Annotated in this window: 14 protein-coding genes; 10 read left to right on the forward strand and 4 right to left on the reverse strand. The window is 65.0% G+C overall.

Features of this window, described 5'->3' with window-relative positions:
* Positions 1 to 13 precede the first annotated feature (13 nt).
* Positions 14 to 1,135 (forward strand): hypothetical protein, encoded by a 1,122-nt coding sequence (locus ACEQXE_RS01420; protein ID WP_370177105.1) that lies wholly within the window; start codon positions 14 to 16, stop codon positions 1,133 to 1,135.
* On the opposite strand, the gene ACEQXE_RS01425 is transcribed toward ACEQXE_RS01420, so the two are convergent.
* Entirely contained in the window at positions 1,136 to 2,794 is a 1,659-nt protein-coding gene (locus tag ACEQXE_RS01425; RefSeq protein ID WP_370177106.1) for a family 43 glycosylhydrolase, read from the reverse strand.
* 55 nt (positions 2,795 to 2,849) lie between these two features.
* Here ACEQXE_RS01425 and ACEQXE_RS01430 point away from each other — a divergent pair, with 55 nt between their 5' ends.
* The 6 genes from ACEQXE_RS01430 to ACEQXE_RS01455 are packed head-to-tail and all read left to right on the forward strand — an operon-like array spanning position 2,850 to position 9,740.
* Positions 2,850 to 4,010, forward strand: a complete 1,161-nt coding sequence (locus tag ACEQXE_RS01430) for a fumarylacetoacetate hydrolase family protein (protein WP_370177107.1) — start codon at positions 2,850 to 2,852, stop codon at positions 4,008 to 4,010.
* Positions 4,011 to 4,012: 2 nt separating this feature from the next.
* Positions 4,013 to 4,795 (forward strand): SDR family NAD(P)-dependent oxidoreductase, encoded by a 783-nt coding sequence (locus ACEQXE_RS01435; RefSeq protein WP_370177108.1) that lies wholly within the window; start codon positions 4,013 to 4,015, stop codon positions 4,793 to 4,795.
* Positions 4,786 to 5,670, forward strand: a complete 885-nt coding sequence (locus ACEQXE_RS01440) for an SMP-30/gluconolactonase/LRE family protein (RefSeq protein ID WP_370177109.1) — start codon at positions 4,786 to 4,788, stop codon at positions 5,668 to 5,670. The genes ACEQXE_RS01435 and ACEQXE_RS01440 overlap by 10 nt, the downstream gene beginning before the upstream one ends.
* The gene (locus tag ACEQXE_RS01445; RefSeq protein ID WP_370177110.1) at positions 5,667 to 7,568 is read left to right on the forward strand and encodes a sialate O-acetylesterase; all 1,902 of its coding nucleotides are present in this window, start codon (positions 5,667 to 5,669) and stop codon (positions 7,566 to 7,568) included. Before ACEQXE_RS01440 ends, ACEQXE_RS01445 begins: the two co-directional genes overlap by 4 nt.
* Entirely contained in the window at positions 7,565 to 8,893 is a 1,329-nt protein-coding gene (locus tag ACEQXE_RS01450; protein WP_370177111.1) for a cellulase family glycosylhydrolase, read from the forward strand. The genes ACEQXE_RS01445 and ACEQXE_RS01450 overlap by 4 nt, the downstream gene beginning before the upstream one ends.
* Positions 8,886 to 9,740 carry an aldose 1-epimerase gene (locus ACEQXE_RS01455; protein WP_370177112.1) on the forward strand — a complete coding sequence of 285 codons (855 nt, stop codon included), beginning with the start codon at positions 8,886 to 8,888 and terminating at the stop codon, positions 9,738 to 9,740. Before ACEQXE_RS01450 ends, ACEQXE_RS01455 begins: the two co-directional genes overlap by 8 nt.
* 273 nt (positions 9,741 to 10,013) lie before the next feature.
* Here the strand turns inward: ACEQXE_RS01455 and ACEQXE_RS01460 are convergent, their stop codons facing one another.
* From ACEQXE_RS01460 to ACEQXE_RS01470, 3 genes are read right to left on the reverse strand one after another with little or no spacing between them, the layout of a single operon-like run.
* Complete coding sequence (locus tag ACEQXE_RS01460) at positions 10,014 to 11,795, reverse strand: IlvD/Edd family dehydratase (RefSeq protein ID WP_370177113.1); 1,782 nt, start codon at positions 11,793 to 11,795, stop codon at positions 10,014 to 10,016.
* On the reverse strand, positions 11,792 to 12,910 hold the full coding sequence (locus tag ACEQXE_RS01465) for a LacI family DNA-binding transcriptional regulator (protein ID WP_370177114.1): 1,119 nt from the start codon (positions 12,908 to 12,910) through the stop codon (positions 11,792 to 11,794). Before ACEQXE_RS01465 ends, ACEQXE_RS01460 begins: the two co-directional genes overlap by 4 nt.
* A gap of 43 nt (positions 12,911 to 12,953) precedes the next feature.
* The gene (locus tag ACEQXE_RS01470; RefSeq protein WP_370177115.1) at positions 12,954 to 15,071 is read right to left on the reverse strand and encodes an alpha-glucuronidase family glycosyl hydrolase; all 2,118 of its coding nucleotides are present in this window, start codon (positions 15,069 to 15,071) and stop codon (positions 12,954 to 12,956) included.
* Positions 15,072 to 15,132: 61 nt separating this feature from the next.
* On the opposite strand from ACEQXE_RS01470, the gene ACEQXE_RS01475 reads away from it, so the two are divergent.
* From ACEQXE_RS01475 to ACEQXE_RS01485, 3 genes are all read left to right on the forward strand, one after another.
* Positions 15,133 to 17,538 carry a glycoside hydrolase family 3 N-terminal domain-containing protein gene (locus ACEQXE_RS01475; protein ID WP_370177116.1) on the forward strand — a complete coding sequence of 802 codons (2,406 nt, stop codon included), beginning with the start codon at positions 15,133 to 15,135 and terminating at the stop codon, positions 17,536 to 17,538.
* 74 nt (positions 17,539 to 17,612) lie between these two features.
* The gene (locus tag ACEQXE_RS01480) at positions 17,613 to 19,922 is read left to right on the forward strand and encodes a glycoside hydrolase family 3 N-terminal domain-containing protein (RefSeq protein WP_370177192.1); all 2,310 of its coding nucleotides are present in this window, start codon (positions 17,613 to 17,615) and stop codon (positions 19,920 to 19,922) included.
* Positions 19,919 to 21,115: an endo-1,4-beta-xylanase gene (locus ACEQXE_RS01485; RefSeq protein WP_370177117.1), complete on the forward strand. Its 1,197-nt coding sequence runs from the start codon at positions 19,919 to 19,921 to the stop codon at positions 21,113 to 21,115. Before ACEQXE_RS01480 ends, ACEQXE_RS01485 begins: the two co-directional genes overlap by 4 nt.
* Positions 21,116 to 21,246: the final 131 nt, after the last annotated feature.

Here is a 21,246-nt window from a genome sequence, read left to right on the forward strand (position 1 = left end):
AAGGAGTAAGGCAATGAAGTTTCGCACCATCATCACCGCTTCGGCTTCCATCGCACTGGCGATGGGCGCTGCGTCAGTTTCGGCACAGGAGCTTTCGCCCGAATTGCAGGCGTTCGACGCACAGCTTCCCGGCAGCCTGGTCAACGACCCGACCGACCTGGTCTGGCAGACGCAGGGTCCGCTGGATGTGGAAGGCGTGCAGGACGACGCAATCCCCGGTGGCGGCGCCGCGCGCCGCTATGAGATCGACAGCAAGAATGCCAATATCTGGGCGTCGCAGACCTATGTCCCCCTGCTGGCAGGAATTTCGCGCGGGGACGTGATGACGGTCGGCTTCTATGCCCGCACCATCGCCGCCGATACGGACAATGGCAAAGGTGTGATCGGCGTTCGCTTCCAGCAGAATGCGGCGCCCTATGCCGGATTTGCGGACACGACCCTGTCCATCGGGACGGAGTGGGACTGGTACGAAGTAAGCGGCACCGCGAATACCTCGATTGACCAGAAGGAAGCGACCGTCGTGCTGCAACTCGCCGGTGCGAAGCAGACCGTGGAGATCGGGCAGGCCATCGTGGTCAAGGGCGCCGATTCCATTCTGGGCGCTCCGCAGGCCGCAGAGCCGGAGCCCGAAGCGCCAAGCGAGGAACCGCTGGTCCCCGAACCACTGGCGAATACAGGCACGCTGCTGAACCGGCCGGATGTGAGGAACTGGCAGAACAGCGCTGTCATCGGTACGATCGAGGATCGCGAGGAACCGGCGATCTGGCTGGGCCGCGCCACGCGCTTCTCGCTCTCGCAGATTGGCGAAAACGACTGGGATCTGGTGGCGAATATTCCGATCGAGCAAGCCATTGCGGCGGGCGACAGACTGCTCGTGGCAATCGCCGCGAAAACCGTCAGCGCCGATACTCCCGATGGCAATGCGGTGGTTGCGATGCGCATCCAGGACAACACGCCGCCCTATGACGGGTTTGCCGGAAACGTCTTCAAGATCGGCCAGAGCTGGCAACTCATCCGCATCAACACGAGTGCACCGCGAGACATGGCTGCCGGGACCGCCCAGCTATCGCTGCACTTCGCTGCGGAAGCGCAGTCGGTCGATATCGGGCCGGTCTACATCTTCAAGGTCGACTAGTTACCGGTTCCCCGCGACGGCATAGGGGCCGACTACCAGCCCGGTGAAGAGCCCCGCATGGATCGACGCGAGCGGCTCGACATTGATCGTGGGCGATTGCTGCCAGTCGGACGCTTCATCGCTGCGCCACGCGGCCACAGCACTGCCGCCATCGAAGGCCAGCCGAAGCTGCGCGCGTGCGCTGGTCCAATCGGTGCTGTAGACCAACGCCCCGCGTTTCTCGTCCGCATCATCCTTGCGCATCCGCACGGCGATCCGGCGCGAACCATCGGCACCTTCGATCCCCACGGTGAGGAAGTGGCCCTCGTCCATGAAGGCCAACAGGCCCGCGAAATCGCCTGCGTTCTGGCCAGTGAATTCCACTTCGGTCGAAATTTCTGCGGAGTGATGGCGCATCCGGCGGCCGATAAAGGCAGGCCGACCGAGATCGCCCGCCGTCACCGTGCCCGGCTGAAGCTGGATCGTGCCGCCTTCGACATCGTGCCAGATCTGCGATCTGTCGGTCGGTGTCCGAAGTGTGATCCATTCGGGCGAGAGGGTGATAGTGTCGAACCCGTCGTGCCAGTCGCCCCATCCAGTGCCCTGCATCTGCGCTAGGGGTGGCACAGGCACCACCGGCGGCACGGCTTCTCCGGGATCGAGGAATCGCGGCCAGCCATCCACCCAGCGAACCGGCAAAAGGAACGTCTCGCGACCGAGAAGTGTCGACTGGCCTGCGAATGGCCGCGTGGCGAGGAACATGCCCCACCAGCTGCCATCGTCCAGTTGCACCAGGTCCGCATGTCCTGTGGCCTCGACCCGGTCCGGGCGGTCGGGCGAAAGGTCCCGCTGGGTCAGGATCGGATTGACCGGACCGGGCTTGTAAGGCCCATCGACTGAGCGTGAGCGGTAGATGGTCTGCGAATGCTGGTCTGCCGTGCCACCCTCTGCCGCCAGCAGGTAATACCAGCCATCGACCTTGTAGATATGCGGTCCTTCCGCCCAGACCGGCTTGGTGGACAGGTCGACCCCGCCATCGACCAGCAGCGTGCGCTCCGGCATGACCTGCATCGACGCTGTGTCGAATTCCTGCAGCCATAGCGCGCGGTGGCCCTCATATTGCGGCTCGCCGGGAGGCGCGTCGTTATAGACGATCCACGCGCGATCCCCTTCAAAATAGAGCGAGGGGTCGATGCCTCCGAATTCGAGCCATTGCGGGTCGCTCCAGGGCCCGGCCGGGTCCTCCGCAGTGATGACGAAGTTGCCCTTGCATTCGATGCAGGTGTTTACGATCCAGAACTTGCCGTCATGGAAGCTTATGGCGGGCGCGAAAAGGCCTCGATTTGTGCCGAGCCCGCTGAAGTCGACCTGCCCGGGGCGGTCTATGGCATGGCCGATCAGCCGCCAGTTGACGAGATCGCGGCTGTGAAACACCGGAAGCCCGGGAAACCAGCTGAAGGTCGATGTGACCGCATAGAAATCGTCTCCCACCCGCACGACCGAGGGATCGGGATGGAATCCAGGTAATACGGGATTACGAAAAGTAGCCGCGGCTGGCGCCTCTAGATCATCGGTCGCATCATACGACACAAAGTCGAAGATCGCGCGCGGCTGCGCTGCAGCAGGCGCAGCTTGAACACATGCGGCCAGCGCCAGAATCTCCACCAACCGCCGCACCATGTTTCTCTCCCAATTCTGTTCTGTTTAGCCCTTGCCCCCAAACAGGGAGGTCCATATGGTAGCGCTCCCAATGGGAGGGGCAAGAGCCGAAGTGGCCGTCAGACTTACAGATTTACTTCCCGCAGATTTTGCGGACGGACATTTCCTCGGGCGTGCGATTTCGCCGGAGGGACCGGTCGTCATTTCGATCAGGAACGGGGCGCTGTTCGACCTGACCGGGAAGGTCTCGTCGGTCTCCGGCGCAGTGGCCCGGCGGGCTTTCGATTCGGGTCGGGAGCTTGGCCCGGTCGCGGATGGCCTCCCCGACGGGTGGGCTTTGGCGAGCCCGATCGACCTGCAGTGCATCAAGGCGAGCGGGGTGACCTTTGCCCTCTCCGCGATCGAACGTGTGATCGAAGAGCGCGCGCGGGGCGATGCGGGCCAGTCCGCGGCAATCCGCACCCAGCTCGAAGCGACGATTGGAGCTGGCATTCGCTCGGTCGTTCCGGGCAGTGCCGAAGCCGAACAGCTGAAAACCGCGCTGATCGACCAGGGCATGTGGTCGCAATACCTCGAAGTGGCGATCGGGCCCGATGCGGAAATCTTTTCCAAGTCGCCGGTGCTCTCCTCGGTCGGCTATGATGCACCCATCGGTGTGCGGTCGGATTCGAGCTGGAACAACCCCGAACCCGAAGTCGTGCTGGTGTGCGATCCGCATGGCGACGTAGTCGGTGCGACGCTGGGCAACGACGTGAACCTGCGCGATTTCGAAGGACGCTCCGCGCTGCTCCTTTCGAAAGCGAAGGACAACACCGCCTCGTGCGCGATCGGACCGTTCATCCGGCTGTTCGATGACGGGTTCACAATCGAAGACGTGCGCAAGGCCGATGTCGAGCTGACGATTGAGGGGCCTGAAGGCTATCTCCTCGAAGGACGCAACGAGATGGCGCAGATCAGCCGCGATCCGCTCGACCTGGTTCAGCAGTGCCTGTCCGAACACCACTACCCGGATGGCTTCGTGCTATTCTGCGGTACCCTTTTCGCGCCGACGCAGGATCGCGATGTCCCGGGCGCCGGCTTCACCCACAAGATCGGGGACCGGGTGACCATCCGTTCCGAACGGATCGGTACGCTCGCAAACACGGTCACCACGTCGCGCGATGCGCCCGCATGGTCGATGGGCATTGCCGGCTTCATGCGAAACCTCGCCACGCGCGGGCTGGCGGAGAGAATTTGACGATGACGAACGAACTGGCCCCCGAAAATGGCGCCGCGATCTACCCCAGCCTCGCCGGCAAGCGGGTGATCGTTAGCGGTGGCGCATCGGGCATTGGCGAAGGCATTGTCGAAGGCTTCGTGCGGCAAGGTGCGCATGTAGCCTTCGTGGATGTGCAGGACGAGGCGAGCGAGGCCCTGATCAAGCGCTTGGCCAACGCCCCGACACCACCGATATACCTCAATTGCGACATTACCGATTGCGCGGACTACGGGACGAAGATCGAAAAGCTGATCGATCGCCTTGGCGGGTGCGATATCCTGATCAACAACGCCGCCAATGACGACCGGCACGAGGTGCTGGACGTCACACCCGAATACTGGGACCAGCGCATGGCGGTGAACCTGAAACACCAGTTCTTCGCCGCAAAGGCCGTGGTGCCCGCGATGAAGGCGGCGGGTGGCGGCAGCATCGTGAACCTCGGTTCGATCAGCTGGCACCTGGGGCTAGAAAACCTGACGCTCTATCAGACCGCGAAGGCCGGGATCGAGGGCCTGACGCGCAGCCTGGCGCGCGAGCTGGGGCGCGAGGGAATCCGGGTGAACACGATCATTCCCGGCAACGTCCAGACACCGCGGCAAATGCAATGGTACTCGCCCGAGGGCGAAGCAGAGATCGTCGCGGCGCAATGTCTCGACGGGCGCCTGCAACCCGTCGACATCGCGGCGATGGTGCTGTTCCTCGCGTCCGACGATGCACGCTTTTGTACCGCGCATAATTACTGGGTGGATGCCGGATGGAGATAAAGGCCGAAGTTCGCCGCGTCCTCGACGCGAAAAACAAGCTGGGCGAAGGCGTGTTGTGGGATGACGCACGCGGGGTCGTCTGGTTCGTGGATATCAAGCGCCATCGCCTATGGCATTTCGACCCCGACACCGGCAGCAATTCCTACGCCGAGGCGCCCGAACAGATCGGGTGGGCGATCCCGGCCGAAGGCGGCCGCCTGCTGTGCGGCCTGAAGGACGGCCTGTACACCTTCAATCCCGAGACGCAGCGGTTCACGAAGCTGATGGCCGTGCCCGGCGAACCTGCGGGCAACCGCCTCAACGATGCCTGCACCGATCCCTGGGGCCGCGTCTGGTTCGGGTCGATGGACGATGGCGAAAATGCCGCATCGGGCCGTTTCTATGTCTTCGACAAGGGCGAGATACGCCCTGCGGGGCCTGCTGGCATAAAGATCACCAATGGTCCTGCCATCAATCGCGCGGGCAGCCGGATCTACTTTACCGACACGACTGAGCAGAAAATCATGGTCGCGAACCTGTCGCGCGAAGGCGTTGGCGACGCGCGGCCCTTTGCCGATACGGGCGCGCTGTTCCCCGATGCCTACCCCGACGGGCCGGTGGTCGACGCAGAAGATCACGTGTGGACCGGGCTCTACCTCGGCAGCCAAGTCGCGCGCTTCGCGCCGGACGGGAAACTGGTCGCGACCATTGCCATGCCCGCCCGCGACATCACCAAGATGGCGCTCGGCGGCGCCGATTTCGGCACCGGCTATGTGACCACCGCAATCAAGAACATGGAGCCGGCAGACATGCAGGAATATCCACTTGCCGGAGGGCTTTTCGCCTTCGATGCCCCGGTAAAGGGGTTTGCGCAGCCGCTGGCGAAACTGGGATGAAACGGCTCCTCGCCCTCGCCGCGCTGCTCGCATCCGCTCCTGCACTGGCCGAACCGCATGTCGGACCGGGTTACGGCGAGGGAATGGTCCTGCAACGCGATATGCCGATCATGGTCTCGGGCACGACAGCGCCGGGCGCCAAGGTCCAAGGCACGCTCGGCGGAGCCAAGGCGAACACCACCGCAGAAGCGGACGGCAGCTTCACACTCACCTTTCCTGCGCGCCCCGCAAGCGAGACGGGCATTTCGCTGACCCTGCGCGACGCGACCGGCGAAACCTCGATTGGCAACCTGCTGGTTGGGGACGTGTACCTGTGTTCCGGCCAGTCGAACATGGAGCTGTCGGTCAACCGCGCGCTTGACACCTACAACCAGCTTCGGCTTGCGCCGGATGACGGAATTCGGTTGCTCAAGGTTCCCAAATCGACCGCAGCCGTGCCGCAGGCCAGTTTTTCCGAGCCCGTATCGTGGCAGCCCGCCACGCGCGAGAGCGTGGCCGAATTTTCCGCCGCCTGCTTCTACATGGGCAAGCAGCTGCGCGCCGACCGTGCGGGCGTGCCCGTGGGCCTGATCCATTCTAACTGGGGCGGCAGCGCCGCACGCGCCTGGTTCACGCCGGAAAGCGTGGCCGTGATCTACGGCCAGGAAGCACTCGAACAGCTCAAACTCTACGAACGCGATCCGCTCGCCGCTGCGCAGGCTTTCGTGCCGCAGTGGTATGACTGGTGGCGCGCGAACGATAACGGACGCGAACCGTGGACCGACAGTTCGATGCTGGACTGGCAGCCGATCCCACAATTCTCCTTCTGGAACGAGTGGGAGGGCACCGGGCTCGACACCCAGCCGCAGGCCAATGTGTGGCTGCGCCAGACCGTCACGCTCACCGCCGAGCAAGCAGCCGGAGAAGGCGCGCTGGCAATCGGCGCCATCGACGACCTCGATCTCACTTGGGTCAACGGCAATCCGGTGGGCTATACCTTCGGCTGGGGCGTTGAGCGGACCTATCGCGTCCCCGCGCAGTATCTGCGCGAAGGCGAGAACGAGATCCTGATCGCGGCCAACAATATGTGGGATACCGGCGGGTTCTTCGGTGGGCCGGACAGCCTCTCTTTCACGCCCGATGGCGGGCAGGCGATCCCGCTGGGCGCGGATTGGGAGTACGCCATCGGCACCGTGAAGGGCGTGCCGCCGCGTGCGCCGTGGGATGCGAATGCCGGGATCGGCGTGATGCACAACTTCATGGTCGCACCGCTCGGCACCATGCGGCTGGCGGGCGTCGCCTGGTACCAGGGCGAGTCCGACGTGGGCCAGCCGGACTACGACGTGAAGCTGCGCGAGCTTTTCGCCGGATGGCGGCGCCAGTTCGGCCAGCAGACCCGTATGATGGTGGTGCAACTGGCCGATTACGGCGCGCGCCAGAGCGAGCCAGTCGGCTCGGCATGGGCACAGCTGCGGCAGGAGCAACTCGATGCCGTTGCAGCCGATGCCAATGCCGCGCTGGTCACCGCTATCGATATTGGCGAGCCGACCGATATCCACCCGGCCAACAAGAACGACCTGGGCAAGCGTCTGGCAATGGTCGCGCAGGGCGAACGTATGCCGATGCCGCTTGCAGCGACGCTCACGGGCGACACGGTAACGGTGACCTTCACCGGGATCGAGGACGGGTTGCATGCGCTGGGCGGGCCCTATGCCCTTGGCGTGGAACTGTGCGGCGACGCACAGGAGAGCTGCCGGTTCGTCCTGCCCGAACTGGCGGGTGACGCCATGCTCATCTCGCTGGCCGACGGCCAGCCTGCCACGCGCATTCGCCATGCCTGGTCGGACGCGCCCATCGTGAACCTGTACGACGGACGCGGCCTGCCGGTGCCCGGATTCGAACTGGAGATCGCCCGATGACCATCGACCGCCGCAAGTTCCTCGCCACGACCGGTGCTCTCGCCGGGGCTGCACTGCTGCCCGGTTGCTCGACCATTGGTGGCACCGAAAACGGATTCGTCACCCGCGAGGGCATGAAGCTGATGCGCGACGGCAATCCCTACCGGATCGTCGGCGCGAACATGTGGTATGCTGCGTGGCTCGGTGCCGATGCGCCCTATGGCAACCGCGCGCGGCTCACCCGCGAGCTGGATCGCCTGCAAGCAGCCGGGATCAACAACCTGCGGATCATGGCTTCGGGCGAGGAAGGGCCGCTCAAGAATTCGATCAAGCCGGGTTTCACCAACGAAGACGGTACGGACAACACCGCGCAATTCGACGGGCTCGATTTCGCGATGGCCGAAATCGCCAAGCGCGGAATGACGGCAGTGCTCGTACTCTCCAATTTCTGGGAATGGTCGGGCGGCCTGCAGACGCTGCTGTGGCGCGCGACCGGCGATTACATGGACATGGGCGATCCCGCGCATCCGTGGCCCGCATTCCCCGATGCCAATGCGCCGTTCTACGCGAGCAGCCAGGCGCGCGCGCTGTACGACGAGCACCTGCGCAAGATTGTGACGCGGACCAACTCGATCACCGGCATCCGCTACGTGGACGATCCTGCCGTGATGAGCTGGCAGCACGCCAACGAACCGCGGCCCGGCGGCACGGATGGGCAGATCGCGGCCTACGAGGAATCCTACTACGACTGGATCGACGAGACTGCGGCAACGATCCGCGACCTCGATCCCAACCACCTCGTCAGCCTGGGGCACGAGGGGACGATGGGCGCCAATGGCAGCGAGGAGATCGTCACCCGTGCTCACCGCAATATCGACTATCTCACCGCGCATATCTGGCCGTTGAACTGGAGCTGGGTGAGCGGCGACGACCTGCCGGGTACATGGCCAACCGCAGAGAAGAACACACGCGATTACCTCGAGGTGCATGAGCGGTTGGCACGCGATCTGGACAAGCCCCTGTTGGTCGAGGAATTCGGCTTCCCGCGCGACGAGGAAGCCTACTCGCCCGATACCACCACGCAGTTCCGCCAGCGCTTCTACGGCGAGATCTACGACGCGGTCGAAGCATCGTGGGACAATGGCGGCCCGATCATGGGCAGCAACTTCTGGGCGTGGAACGGGGAAGCGCGCGCCGCACACCCCGATGCGAAGTTCCGCGACGGCGATCTCGTCTACATGGGCGACCCGCCGCACGAGCCGCAGGGCTGGTACGGCAATTTCGACACCGACGAAGGCATGCTGTCGCTGATCCGCGCGCACGCCAAGAAGGGCGGGCTTGCCTGACATCGCACTGACGGTCGGCGACTGGGAAGCCAGGCTGCGACCGGAGGTTGGCGGGTGCCTCTCTGCGCTCGCATTTGGCGGCATGCCGGTGTTGCGCGCGATGGAGAATGGCGCGGACCATCCCCTGCAATCGGCCTGTTTCCCGCTGGTGCCCTTCAGCAACCGCATCGCGCATGGCCGCTTCGCCTTCGCCGGGCGGGAGGTGGTGCTGTCGCCGAACATGGGCGACCATCCCCACCCTCTCCACGGCACGGGCTGGTTGCGCCCCTGGCGCGTCATCCGGCACGATGGCACGAGCGCGCTGCTGGAAGATGCCTATGCCGGAGACGGCGAGTGGCCCTGGCCCTATCTTGCGCACCAGCACATCGCGCTGGACGAAAGCGGCTGCACGATCCGCCTGCTGGTCGAGAACCGCAGCGAAGAGCCCGCCCCGCTCGGCATCGGCCTGCACCCCTACCTCCGCCGCACGCCCGACACCTGCGTTACCTTCCACGCCCATGCGATGCTGGGGATCGATCGCGATTGCCTGGCAGACGGCACAGCCCATGCCGCGGATACCATCGCGCCCTGGGCCAAGGGGGCCACGCCGCCAGACGAGCTGGTCGACCATTGCTTCACCGGTTGGGAAGGTACGGCTGAAGTCACCGACAGGCACGGTACGGTTGCCCTGCGCGGCTTCGGCTCGCCGCACTGCCACGTCTACGCACCACCCGGTGGCGAGGAATTGTGCATCGAGCCGGTGAACCATGTGCCCGACGCCCTTAACCGTGATCCCGATACCCTGCCTCTCGTCCTGCCCGGCTGCGCCGCAGGCATCGCGCTGCGGATCGGGGCGAGCGCCGCCTGAGCACAGGCGAACCTGACACACCGACCGGGGTACTCTGCGAAATTTCGGTCCTGTAAAATGTCGCACCAATCCGGTGCCTTGCGCATGAAAACGCGGCTTCGCGTGTCAACTTCCAGAACCGCAGCACCGCGACAATATCTGCGAATCTGAAACACCTCACGAACCCGACCAACCAATGTAGACGAGCCGCACCGTGGCAGACTATCCTTGAGTAGGAAAATGGCGGCGACGATGGGCCCCACCCGCAAACACCAAGAGGACCCAACGCCCCCTTTAGTGATTGTGCCGCGGCAGTTTCCGGCTCGTCCCGCGATACTTCAGCGCGAAGTCCATCACCCCGCCCTCGCCCAGCTGGCCGGTCTTTTCGCGGAAGAGCTCTTCCCACGGCGTATTGTGTTCGGGGATCGGCGGCGCAGGCTCATCGGCCAAGCGGCGCGCAATCTCCGCTTGATCCACCAGCGCGTTGCAGGTCGCCGCGTTCAGATCGACGCGGATCGTATCGCCCGTCCGGAGCCATGCCAGCCCGCCGCCAGTCGCGCTTTCGGGGCTGACGTTGAGGATGGAAGGGCTGTCGCTGGTGCCCGACTGGCGGCCATCGCCCAATGTCGGGAGCCATTGCGTGCCCTGCCGGATCAGCGCGTCGGGCGGCTGCATGTTGACCACTTCGGCGCTGCCCGGCCAGCCGACCACGCCCGACCCTCGGATGACGAGAATGCAGTCTTCGTCGATCTCAAGATCGGGATCGTTGATCCGGTGATGATAATCGTCCGACCCGTCGAACACGACCGCGCGCGCCTCGAACACGCCTTCGTGCCCAGGTCGCGAAAGATAGCGCTGGCGAAACTCGTCCGAGATGACCGAGGTCTTGAGGATGCCGAAGTCGAACAGGTTGCCCGACAGGACGACGAAGCCTGCCTTTTCCATCAGCGGATCGGCGAAGGGGCGGATCATCTCCCGATCCTTCGTCTCACGTCCCGCGAGATTCTCGCCCATCGTCGCGCCGGTGCAGGTCCGCACGCCGCCGTGCAGCTTGCCCGCTTCCAGCAGTTCCCACATCGCGGCGGGCACGCCGCCCGCGCGGTGGAACCGCTCGCCCAGATAGGCCCCGGCAGGCTGCATGTTGACCAGCAGCGGCAGGTCGTATCCGTGATCCTGCCACACGCCGGGTTCCAGCGGCACGCCTGCATGCGCGGCCATCGCCTGGATATGCGGCTGTGCATTGGACGATCCGCCAATCACGCTGACGGTGGCAATCGCGTTTTCGAACGCTTCGCGCGTCAGGATGTCGGACGGTTTCAGGTCCTCGCGCACCATTTCGACGATCCGCTGGCCAGTGCGATAGGCATATTGCCCGCGCTCGCGGTAGGGCGCGGGGATCGCGGCACAGCCGGTCAGCGACAGGCCGAGCGCTTCGGCCACCGCATTCATCGTGCTGGCGGTGCCCATTGAATTGCAGTGCCCTGCGCTGGGCGCGCTGGAGGTGGCACGGCGCAGGAATTCCTCTTCGTCGATCTCGCCCGCCGCCAGCTTGCGGCGGCTGCGCCAGATCACGGTGCCGCTACCGACCAGTTCACCCTCGTGCCAGCCGTCGAGCATAGGCCCGCCGGACAGGACGATGGCGGGGATATCCACGGTCGATGCCGCCATGATCTGGCTCGGCGTGGTTTTGTCGCAGCCCGTGGTCAGCACGACTCCGTCGATCGGGTAGCCATTGAGCAGTTCGACCAGCCCGAGATAGAGCAGGTTGCGGTCGAGCGCGGCGGTCGGCCTGCGGCAATTCTCGAAGATCGGGTGGACCGGGAATTCGATGGGGATGCCGCCCGCATCGCGGATGCCGTCGCGCGTGCGCTTGGCAAGCTCCACATGGATGCGGTTGCACGGGGAAAGATCGCTGCCCGACTGCGCGATCCCGATGATCGGCTTGCCGCTGCGCAGCTCCTCGGGCGTGATGCCGTAATTCATGAACCGCTCCAGATAGAGCGCGGTCATGTCCATCCGCTCCGCATTGTCAAACCAGTCGCGGCTGCGCAGGCGGCGGTCTCCGGGTTTGCTCACGTGCTGTCTCGAACCTTGGAAGCGGAAGAAGAGCCCGCCAGGCTGGGTGCGGCATCCGATTCCCTGCGGACCAGCGTATAGGGCAGGATCGTCTGCTCCACCTTCAACCGCTCGCTACCCCGGCGCGCCCGCGTGATGCGGGCAATCGCGGTGACGGCCCACGCGGTCATTTCGCGGATCGGCTGGCGGATGGTGGTAAGCTCGGGCCAGATCGTGCTGGCCATCGCGGTGTCGTCGAAACCGCACACGGTGATATCGTTGGGCACGTCCAGGTGCCTGCGATGCGCCACCGCAACCGTGGCCGCTGCCATATCGTCGTTGGAAGCGAAGATCGCCGTCGGCAGGGGCGAAAGCGCCAGCAGCTTTTCCGCCGCCGCCATGCCCGATCGGTAGGTAAAGCGCCCCTGCACGATCAGATCGTCGAGCGGTTCCAGCCCGGCATCCTCGATCGCGGCGCGATATCCGTTGAGGCGACGTCCACTCGCCACCTGTTCCGGGTTGCCGATGATGAAGCCGATCCGCGTGTGGCCCAGCCCGATGATATGCTGCGTCATGTCATACGCGGCCTGGAAATCGTCGATCATCACCGCGCCGTGCGATCCGGTTGCCTTGCCCGGCCCCACCGCAATCGCGATGGCGTCCAGCTCGCTCACCAGATCGAGCAGCGACTGATCGTCGCACAGCGGCGGCGGCAGGATGAAACCGCCAATGCCGCCTTCCGCCAGCTTGCGCACCAGCGGCGCGGCATCCGCCGGATTGTCGCAGCTCTGCACCTCAAGGTGGATATCGTTGCGCGCCGCCTCTTCCAGCGCGCCCATCAGGAACTCGCTGAGATAGGAAGCCGACGGGTTATCGAACATCAGCGCAATGCGAAGCTGTTCGCCCCCCGCCAGGCTGCGGGCCGCGCGGTTGGGCGAATAGTTGAGCTTGCGCACTGCGGCGAGCACCTGTTCGCGCGTTTCCTCGCGCACGTTGCCTTCGCCATTGATAACCCGGCTGACCGTCATGGGTGAACAGCGGGCCTCGCGCGCTACATCCGCAATCGTGGGTGCCGAGTTGCCGCGCCGTGCGCCGCGCTTCTGCCGTTGTCTTGTCGTCACATCGCGTTCAGCCATGGTCATTCCCATAGCCCTCGCTTCGCTTTTGCGGCAAGCCGCCTCATTGCCCGGGTGCCTCCGGGAAGGTGAAGGCCTTGTAGTGATCGAGCGTATGTTCCGGTTCGCGCACTCCTGCGGGTAGTTCCAGCCCATTGACCGATTGCCAGTAGCGGAGCGAGGCATCGCGCCACCAGCGTGCTTCACGCTGCTGAATTTGCAGGCTTTCGCTGACTGCGCGGTGACGCTGGGCATCGACGTAGGGTGCCAGAGAGCGCCACGTCAGGGCCATCGCGTCGACTTCTGTGATACCGCGATCATAGCGGTGGACAAGTTCCGCCCACAGCGTGCGCCCGCTGCCCATGCGGTAGTCCCACGGCAGGTGGTGGAACCATAACAGGTAGCGATCGTCCATCTGCGCCGGATCGGACCAGGTGGCAGCAATGCCCGGCGCGTACTGCGCCAGCGCGTCTGACCCCGTTTCCGTACGATCGAAGCCGATCCCGTCCTTGTCGGCGCGGTGGTAGTAGCACGGGTTCCATTCGGGGCGCGGCAGGTCGCATACCCATGGGCCGGGGCCGTAGTGGTGGCCGGTGTCCATCAGGTGGGCGAGCCCCATCGGCGTCATGTATCGCGCCACGCTCTCGCGGCTGGAGAGCATCATCGGCACTGCTGCGGTAAGGAAGCGCTCGTCGTGGCCGAAAGTCTGCGCCGCCCATTCGCGCGCGATGGCCTCGCTCGAAAGCGAGGGGTCCCACGCCATGCGACCGAAGGCATACCAGTTGGCCTGGTCGAAATGGCTCCCGCTCCAGTTACGGTCCGACCCGGTATTGGCGACACCCGCCATGCCTGCCGGGGCGACGACCTGCGCGACGGTGCCGCCCCGCCCCGTGTCGGCGTCCAGCACTTCCTCCCACATGGGCGCGAGGAAGGCGAGATGGCTCGCAAAGCCCAGATATTCCTTGGTGATCTGCGCTTCGAGCATCAGCTTCGTGTTCGGCATCGCGCCGAACATCGGGTGGAACGGCTCGCGCGGCTGGAAGTCGATCGGCCCGTTCTTGACCTGCACGATCACGTTGTCTGCGAACTGCCCGTCGAGCGGGACGAATTCCTCGTAGGCCTGCTTCGCCCGGTCGGTCTCGTCCTCCGCCGAATAGACGAAAGCGCGCCAGATCACCGTGCCCCGTTCGCCCAATGCCTCCGCAAGCATGTTCGCCCCGTCGGCATGGGTGCGGCCATAGTCCTGCGGACCGGGCTGGCCCTCGCTGTTGGCCTTGACCAGGAACCCGCCGAAGTCCGGAATGCTCTCGTAGATCTCGTCTGCCTTGGCCTGCCACCATGCCGCTACCTGCGGATCGAGCGGGTCGGCGGTGTCGAGCCCGCCGATATCGCGCGGTGCACTGAACCGGGCGGAAAGGTACACGCGGATGCCGTAGGGCCGCCACGCATCGGCCAGCCGCGTCAGCTTGGCGATATAGCGCGGCTCCAGCATGAAGGCCCGCGCGTTGACATTGTTCACCGCCGCCCCATTGATGCCGAGCGAGGCATTGGCGCGGGCATAATCAATCATCCGCTGGTCGAGCCGTTCTGGCAGGTGCCACCAGTCGAAGATCGACCGCCCGGCATAACCGCGCTCGACATGCCCGTCCGGATTGTCCCAGTGGTTGAGCATCCGCAGCGGCATGGCGGGGCGGTATGTCTTCGCCATTTCCGGCAATGGACGATCCCCGGCGAGATGCCGTAGCAGGGCGAAGGCTCCGTAGAGCAGCCCCGTTTCGTCGTTCGCCACGATAATCGTGCCGGCATTCGGGTCTGCGGCAATCACGAAGGACCCGTCGGGCGCGCCTTCCAGTTCGGCGGCCAGCCAGCTCTCACCTTCGGTCAGGTCCTTGGTCTGCGACAGGGTGACGGACCGTTCCCCCGGAGTATCGCCGACCAGTCCCGAAAGGCCGCGTTCGATTTCCTCCTGCGCCAGTCGTGCCGTCTCACCGGCTTCGCCGCGGACTTGCACGGGGCCGGTGACCTCGCGCACCTCGGCCGCGCGCGCCGCTTCCAGCGGGGCATATCGCAGCCACAGATCGTAGCCGTCCTCGGCCTGCGCAGCGCCTGCCGACAGCACGCTCAGCAACAGCGCGGCAAGCAGCGCTCCAATCCGGTTGACAACCTCTCTCCCTCTCATCATGGTAGCGCTACCACACAATGCCGCCCAGTCAAGCGAGGTGGCTCAGGGAGAGAGACAAGCAATGCGAATGATGCTGCGTGCCAGCCTGGCCGCAAGCGCCGCGATCATGGCGCTTACCGGACCTGCGACCGCCCCCCTGCTGGCGCAGGAGGTAACGGTAGAAAAGCCTATGGCAGATGCGCCCTACTGGAATGCAAGCCTGCCCGTCGAACAGCGCGTCGAAGACCTGCTGGCCCGCATGACGGTGGAAGAAAAGGTCGCGCAGATCATCACCGTCTGGAACTCCAAGGGCGATATCCAGAGCGAAGGCGACGTGTTCGATCCGGCCAAGGCGTCCAAGGTCTATCCCGACGGGATCGGCCAGATCGCGCGGCCCTCCGACCGGCTCGGCCCCTCGTCCCCGCGCGTCGTCCCCCGGCGCAATATCGAAGACAGCATCCAGTATGTGATCGACGCGCAGAAATGGGCGATCGAGGAAACGCGGCTCGGCATTCCCGTGCTGTTCCATGAGGAATCGCTGCACGGCTTCGCCGCCAAGGACGCGACCGCCTTCCCGCAGTCGATCGGCCTCGCCAGCACGTGGGACCCCGACCTTGTGCGCGAGATCAACGATCTGATCGCGGGTGAAGTGCGCGCACGCGGTGTCCACCTCGTCCTGTCGCCTGTGGTCGACGTCGCGCGCGAGGCGCGGTGGGGACGAATCGAAGAAACCTTCGGCGAAGACCCCTACCTCGTTGGCGAGATGGGTGTCGCCTCGGTCGAAGGGCTCACCGGGCCCGGCACCGACCGCAAGCTGCGCGACGGGCAGGTGATGGCCACGCTCAAGCACATGACCGGCCACGGCCAGCCCGAGAGCGGCACCAATGTGGGCCCGGCGCAGATCAGCGAGCGGACCCTGCGCGAGATGTTCTTCCCGCCGTTCGAGCAGGTGGTCACGCGCACCGCCATCGACGCGGTGATGGCCAGCTATAACGAGATCGACGGCATCCCGTCGCACTCGAACAGCTGGCTGCTGAACGACGTGCTGCGCGGAGAATGGGGTTTCCGCGGCGCCGTGGTCAGCGATTATTACGCCATCGAAGACATGGCGCGGCTTCACCATATCGTGGCCGACTACAAGGAAGCAGGCGAACTCGCGATCAATTCGGGCGTCGATGTCGACCTGCCCGAGGGTGACGGGTTCGAAAATCTCGCCACCAGCGTGCGCGAAGGCAAGGTCTCGATGGAGGCGCTCGACACCGCTGTCCGCCGCTTCCTGACCATGAAGTTCAACGCCGGACTTTTCGACAATCCCTGGCCCGATCTGGCCAAGGCGAAGACCTCCAACGGTCCCGAGGGTGTTGCGCTGGCCCGCAAGGCCGCGGAAAAATCGCTCGTCCTGCTCAAGAACGACGGTGTCCTTCCGCTCGCCCTGCCCGAGGCAGGTCGTACGAAACCGACGATCGCGGTCATCGGACCTAATGCCGACATTGCCCGTCTGGGCGGCTATTACGGCGAACCGCGCGCCAGCGTGACCCCGCTGGAAGGCATCCGCTCGCTCGTCGGTGATCGCGCGAAGATCGTCCATTCGCTGGGCGTCGAGATCACCAAGGGTGACGATGACTGGTGGGAAGACGAAGTCGAGCTGGGCGACCCAGCGGAGAATCGTCGGCGTATCGCAGAAGCGGTGAAGGTCGCACGCAATGCGGACACCATCCTGCTGTTCATCGGTGACACCGAAAAGACCAGCCGCGAAGGCTGGGCCGAAGGTCATCTGGGCGACCGAACCTCGCTCGACCTGGTGGGCGAGCAGAACGAGCTGTTCGCGGAGCTGAAGAAACTCGGCAAACCCATCGTCACCGTGCTCATCAACGGTCGCCCGCCCAGCTACCCAACCGTGGCGGAAGAGGCCGATGCCATCCTCGAGACATGGTACGCGGGCGAACAGCAGGGTACCGCGATTGCCGATACGCTGTTCGGCAAGGTCAATCCGGGTGGCAAGCTGCCGGTTACGGTGGCGCGCAATGTCGGCCAGCTGCCCCACTTCTACAACCACAAGCCCAGCGCCCGCCGCGGCTACCTGTTCGACGAGGTGACGCCGCTATACCCGTTCGGGTACGGGCTCAGCTACACGACGTTCGAAATGTCGGCGCCCGCACTCTCGGCATCCACCATCGCTGCCGGTCAGCCGGTTACCGTGACCACCACTCTCACCAATACGGGCGACATGGCGGGTGACGAAGTTGTGCAGGTGTACCTGCGCGACGTCGTCAGTTCGGTCACGCGGCCGGTAAAGGAACTGGTCGGCTTCGAGCGCGTCACCCTGCAACCGGGCGAAAGCCGCGCCGTGTCGATCGAGATCGAACCGCGTTCGCTGATGATGTGGAACCGCGACATGGAGCGGGTGATCGAACCGGGCGAATTCACCGTCATGGTCGGTCCCAATTCGCAGGACCTGCAGGAAACCACGCTGACGGTCGAACCGTGAGCGCGACCCGTCGCGATGCGCTGAGACTGTTTGCCGGGGGGAGCCTGTCTGCACTCGCAGTGGGACAGGCTCCGATGGCCTTCGCACAGGCCAGCCCACTCTACCGCAACTCCGCAGCACCTATCGCGGCGCGGGTTGCCGACCTGATGGCGCGGATGACGCTGGTAGAGAAGGTCCAGCAGATCCGCACGGCGTGGCAGAGCAAGGGCGAGATGATCGACGATCTCGCCTTCAACCCGGCCAAGGCGAGCGCTGCCTTTCCCGATGGGATCGGCCATGTCACCCGCCCCAGCGACAAGCGCGGCGTACCGGGCATCACCGGCGCTTCGGGCGGCACCGCCGCGCGCTGGCGCACTCCGCAGCAGACGGTCGAGTTCATCAACGCGCTGCAACGCTGGGCGGTGGAGGATACGCGGCTGGGCATTCCGGTGCTCGTCCACGAGGAATCGCTGCATGGCTACATGGCGACAGAGGCGACAATGTTCCCGCAGGCCATTGCGCTGGCGGGCAGTTTCGACACGGGGCTGATGGAGCGCGTGCAATCGGTCACCGCGCGCGAAGTGCGTGCGCGCGGCGTGCCGCTGGTCCTCTCGCCCGTGGTCGACATCGTGCGCGATCCGCGCTGGGGCCGGATCGAGGAAACCTGGGGCGAAGACCCGTACCTGTGCGCCGAGATGGGCGTGGCAGCGGTGGAGGGCCTGCAGGGCCCCGGCAAGTTCGAGACACTGCGCGATGGCAAGGTGTTCGCCACGCTGAAGCACATGACCGGGCACGGCCAGCCCGAGGCGGGCAACAACATCTCCCCCGCCCAACTTTCCGAGCGCGAGTTGCGCGAGAACTTCTTCCCGCCCTTCCGCGAAGTGGTCCGCCGCACCAGCGTGGGCGCGGTGATGCCCAGCTATAACGAGATCGACGGCATCCCCAGCCATGCGAACACATGGCTGCTGGGCAAGGTGTTGCGCGGTGAATGGGGCTTCGACGGCGTGATCGTGAGCGATTACGGCGGCGTGCACGAACTCGCCACGCTGCATCACGTGGCGAAGGATCTGGAGGATGCCGCGCACCAGGCGCTACTGGCAGGCGTGGACAGCGAACTGCCAGAAGGCATGGCTTACGAAACGCTGGTCGACGCGGTCGAGGCAGGCCGCATTCCGGTCGAGCTGGTCGACACCGCCTGCGCGCGGATGCTCGCGTTCAAGTTCCGCGCCGGCCTGTTCGAGAACCCCTATGGCGACGCCGATTATGCCGCGCGCATCACCGGCAATGCCGAGGCGCGCGCACTGGCGCTGGAGGCGGCGCGCAAGGGCATGTGCCTGCTGACCAATAATGACGGTGCTTTGCCGCTCGATCCCGGCTCGATGGGCCGGGTCGCGGTGATCGGCCCCAACCACGCGATCGCGCGGCTGGGTGGCTATTCATCCGTGCCCAAGCAGACTGTCAGCCTGATCGAAGGCCTGCGCGCTATTGCTCCGCAGGCGGATTTCGTCACTGCGCAGGGCGTGTTCATCACCACGAGCGAGGATCGCTCGCTAAGCGCGGTCGAACTCGCACCGCGTGGGCGCAACCTGGAACTGATCGCCGAAGCGGTCGAGGTTGCGAAGGGTGCGGACACGATCATACTCGCCATCGGCGATACCGAGCAGACCAGCCGCGAAGGCTTTGCCAAGACGCACCTTGGCGACCGGGTCGATATCGACATCGTCGGCGAACAGAACGAACTGGTCGATGCGCTGGCCGCGCTGGGCAAGAAACTGGTCGTGTGTGCGATCAACGGGCGCCCGCCGAGCTGGCCCAATGTGGTCGAGAAGGCCGATGCCGTGCTCGAATGCTGGTATGCCGGGCAGGAAGGCGGCACCGCGATTGCCGAGACGCTGCTGGGCCGCAACAATCCGGGCGCGAAGTTGCCCGTCACCGTGGTGCGCAACGAGGGGCAGGTACCCTATTTCTACAACCACAAGCCCAGCGCACGGCGCGGCTACCTGTTCGACGACAAGACCCCGCTGTTCCCCTTCGGGCACGGCCTCAGCTACACCAGCTTCACGATTTCCGACCCCCGCCCAGCGAAGATGCAGTTCCGCAGCGACGAGCCTGTCGTGGTGGAGGCACAAGTCGCCAATACCGGCGCGATGGCTGGCGACGAGGTCGTCCAGCTTTACGTCACGCGCACGCAAGCATCGGTGACGCAGCCCGTGCTGGAGCTCAAGGGGTTCGAGCGCGTCACGCTCGCCCCCGGCGAAAAGCGGACAGTGCGTTTCGAGGTCGAGCCCCGGCGGCTTGCGATCTGGAACCGCGCCATGGAAGAGGTCAACGAGCCGGGCCCGCTGATGCTGTCGGTTGGCAACAGCAGCGCCTCGCTAAAAAGCATCGAAGTGGAGATCGTATGAGTATCGAGCGGTTCACTCTCAACCGCCGCGCCGCGCTTGCGGGGATGGCGGCCTTGCCAGTCATGGGCTGCGCCGATGCCGCAATGGTTCCGGCAGCTTCCGCACCGGGCGCGGGCACTGCGCCCGGCGTATCCGGGCCCAGCCTCGATGCCCTTGCGATGCGTGGAAACCGCCGCTTCGGCAGTGCGGTCGCCTCGACCCCCGGCCGGACCGACGCCGGTTCGATCCAGAACCCGCGCTATGCCGATATCGTGAAGGCGGAATGCGGCATTGTCGTGCCGGAGAACGAGATGAAGTGGCAGGCCACGCGCCCCGGCCCGGACAGCTACGACTTTGCGCGGATGGACCAGATTGCCGCGTGGGCGTCGGCCAACGACCTTGCCCTGCGCGGCCACACCCTGCTGTGGCATCGCCCGCAGTGGTTCCCCGACTGGCTCAACACCTATGATTTCGGGGCCAACCCCGTTCGCGAGGGCGAGCGCCTGGTGGCCGAGCATATCCGTGCCGTAACGCGCCGTTATCGCGGGCAGATCACCAGTTACGACGTGGTCAACGAAGCGATCGACCATGATCGCAACATGCCGATCGAGACCAGCCTGAGCCGCGCGATGGGATCGCCCGAAGCGGTCCTCGACCTCGCCTTCCACACCGCGCGCGAGGAACTGCCGCAGGGGCAGCTGGTGTATAATGACTACATGAGCTGGGAGCCCGCGCATGCGAAGCATTGCGCCGATGTGCTCCGCTTGCTGGAGGGCTTCCGCAAACGCGGGGTGCCGGTCGATGCGCTGGGCATCCAGTCGCATATCGAGATGTTCGAGATCGACCCCGCCACCGGGGTCGGCCCCTATGACGAGCGTGGCTGGCGCATGTTCCTGGATGAAGTGACCGGCATGGGTTACCGCCTGCTGATCACCGAATTCGACGTGAAGGATACCGCGCTTCCGGCAGGCATTGCCGCACGCGACGAGAAGGTTGCCGATTTCTCGCGCCGCTATCTCGATCTGATGCTCGAATATGATGCCCACCTCGACGACATACTCGCCTGGGGGATGGTCGATGGCTTCAACTGGCTCCAGTATTTCGACCCCGCCAAGCGCGAAGACGGATTGGAAGTGCGGGGTACACCCTATGATTCGCAGTACCGCGCGAAGCCGCTGCGGACCGCGATCGCACAGGCTTTCATCGACGCCTGACCCGCTTCCGGGCTGACATGCCACGCACCCGGTGGCGGTGCGGCGCGTTCCTGCGCCGGCATGACCTCGTGCCTGCGTAGACCCTGTACCTGCGCCAGCGAGGTCTGCCGCCTCCGACCGGTGCCAACCCG

The sequence above is a fragment of the Alteriqipengyuania sp. genome (genome assembly GCF_964222115.1).
GTDB lineage: Bacteria > Pseudomonadota > Alphaproteobacteria > Sphingomonadales > Sphingomonadaceae > Alteriqipengyuania.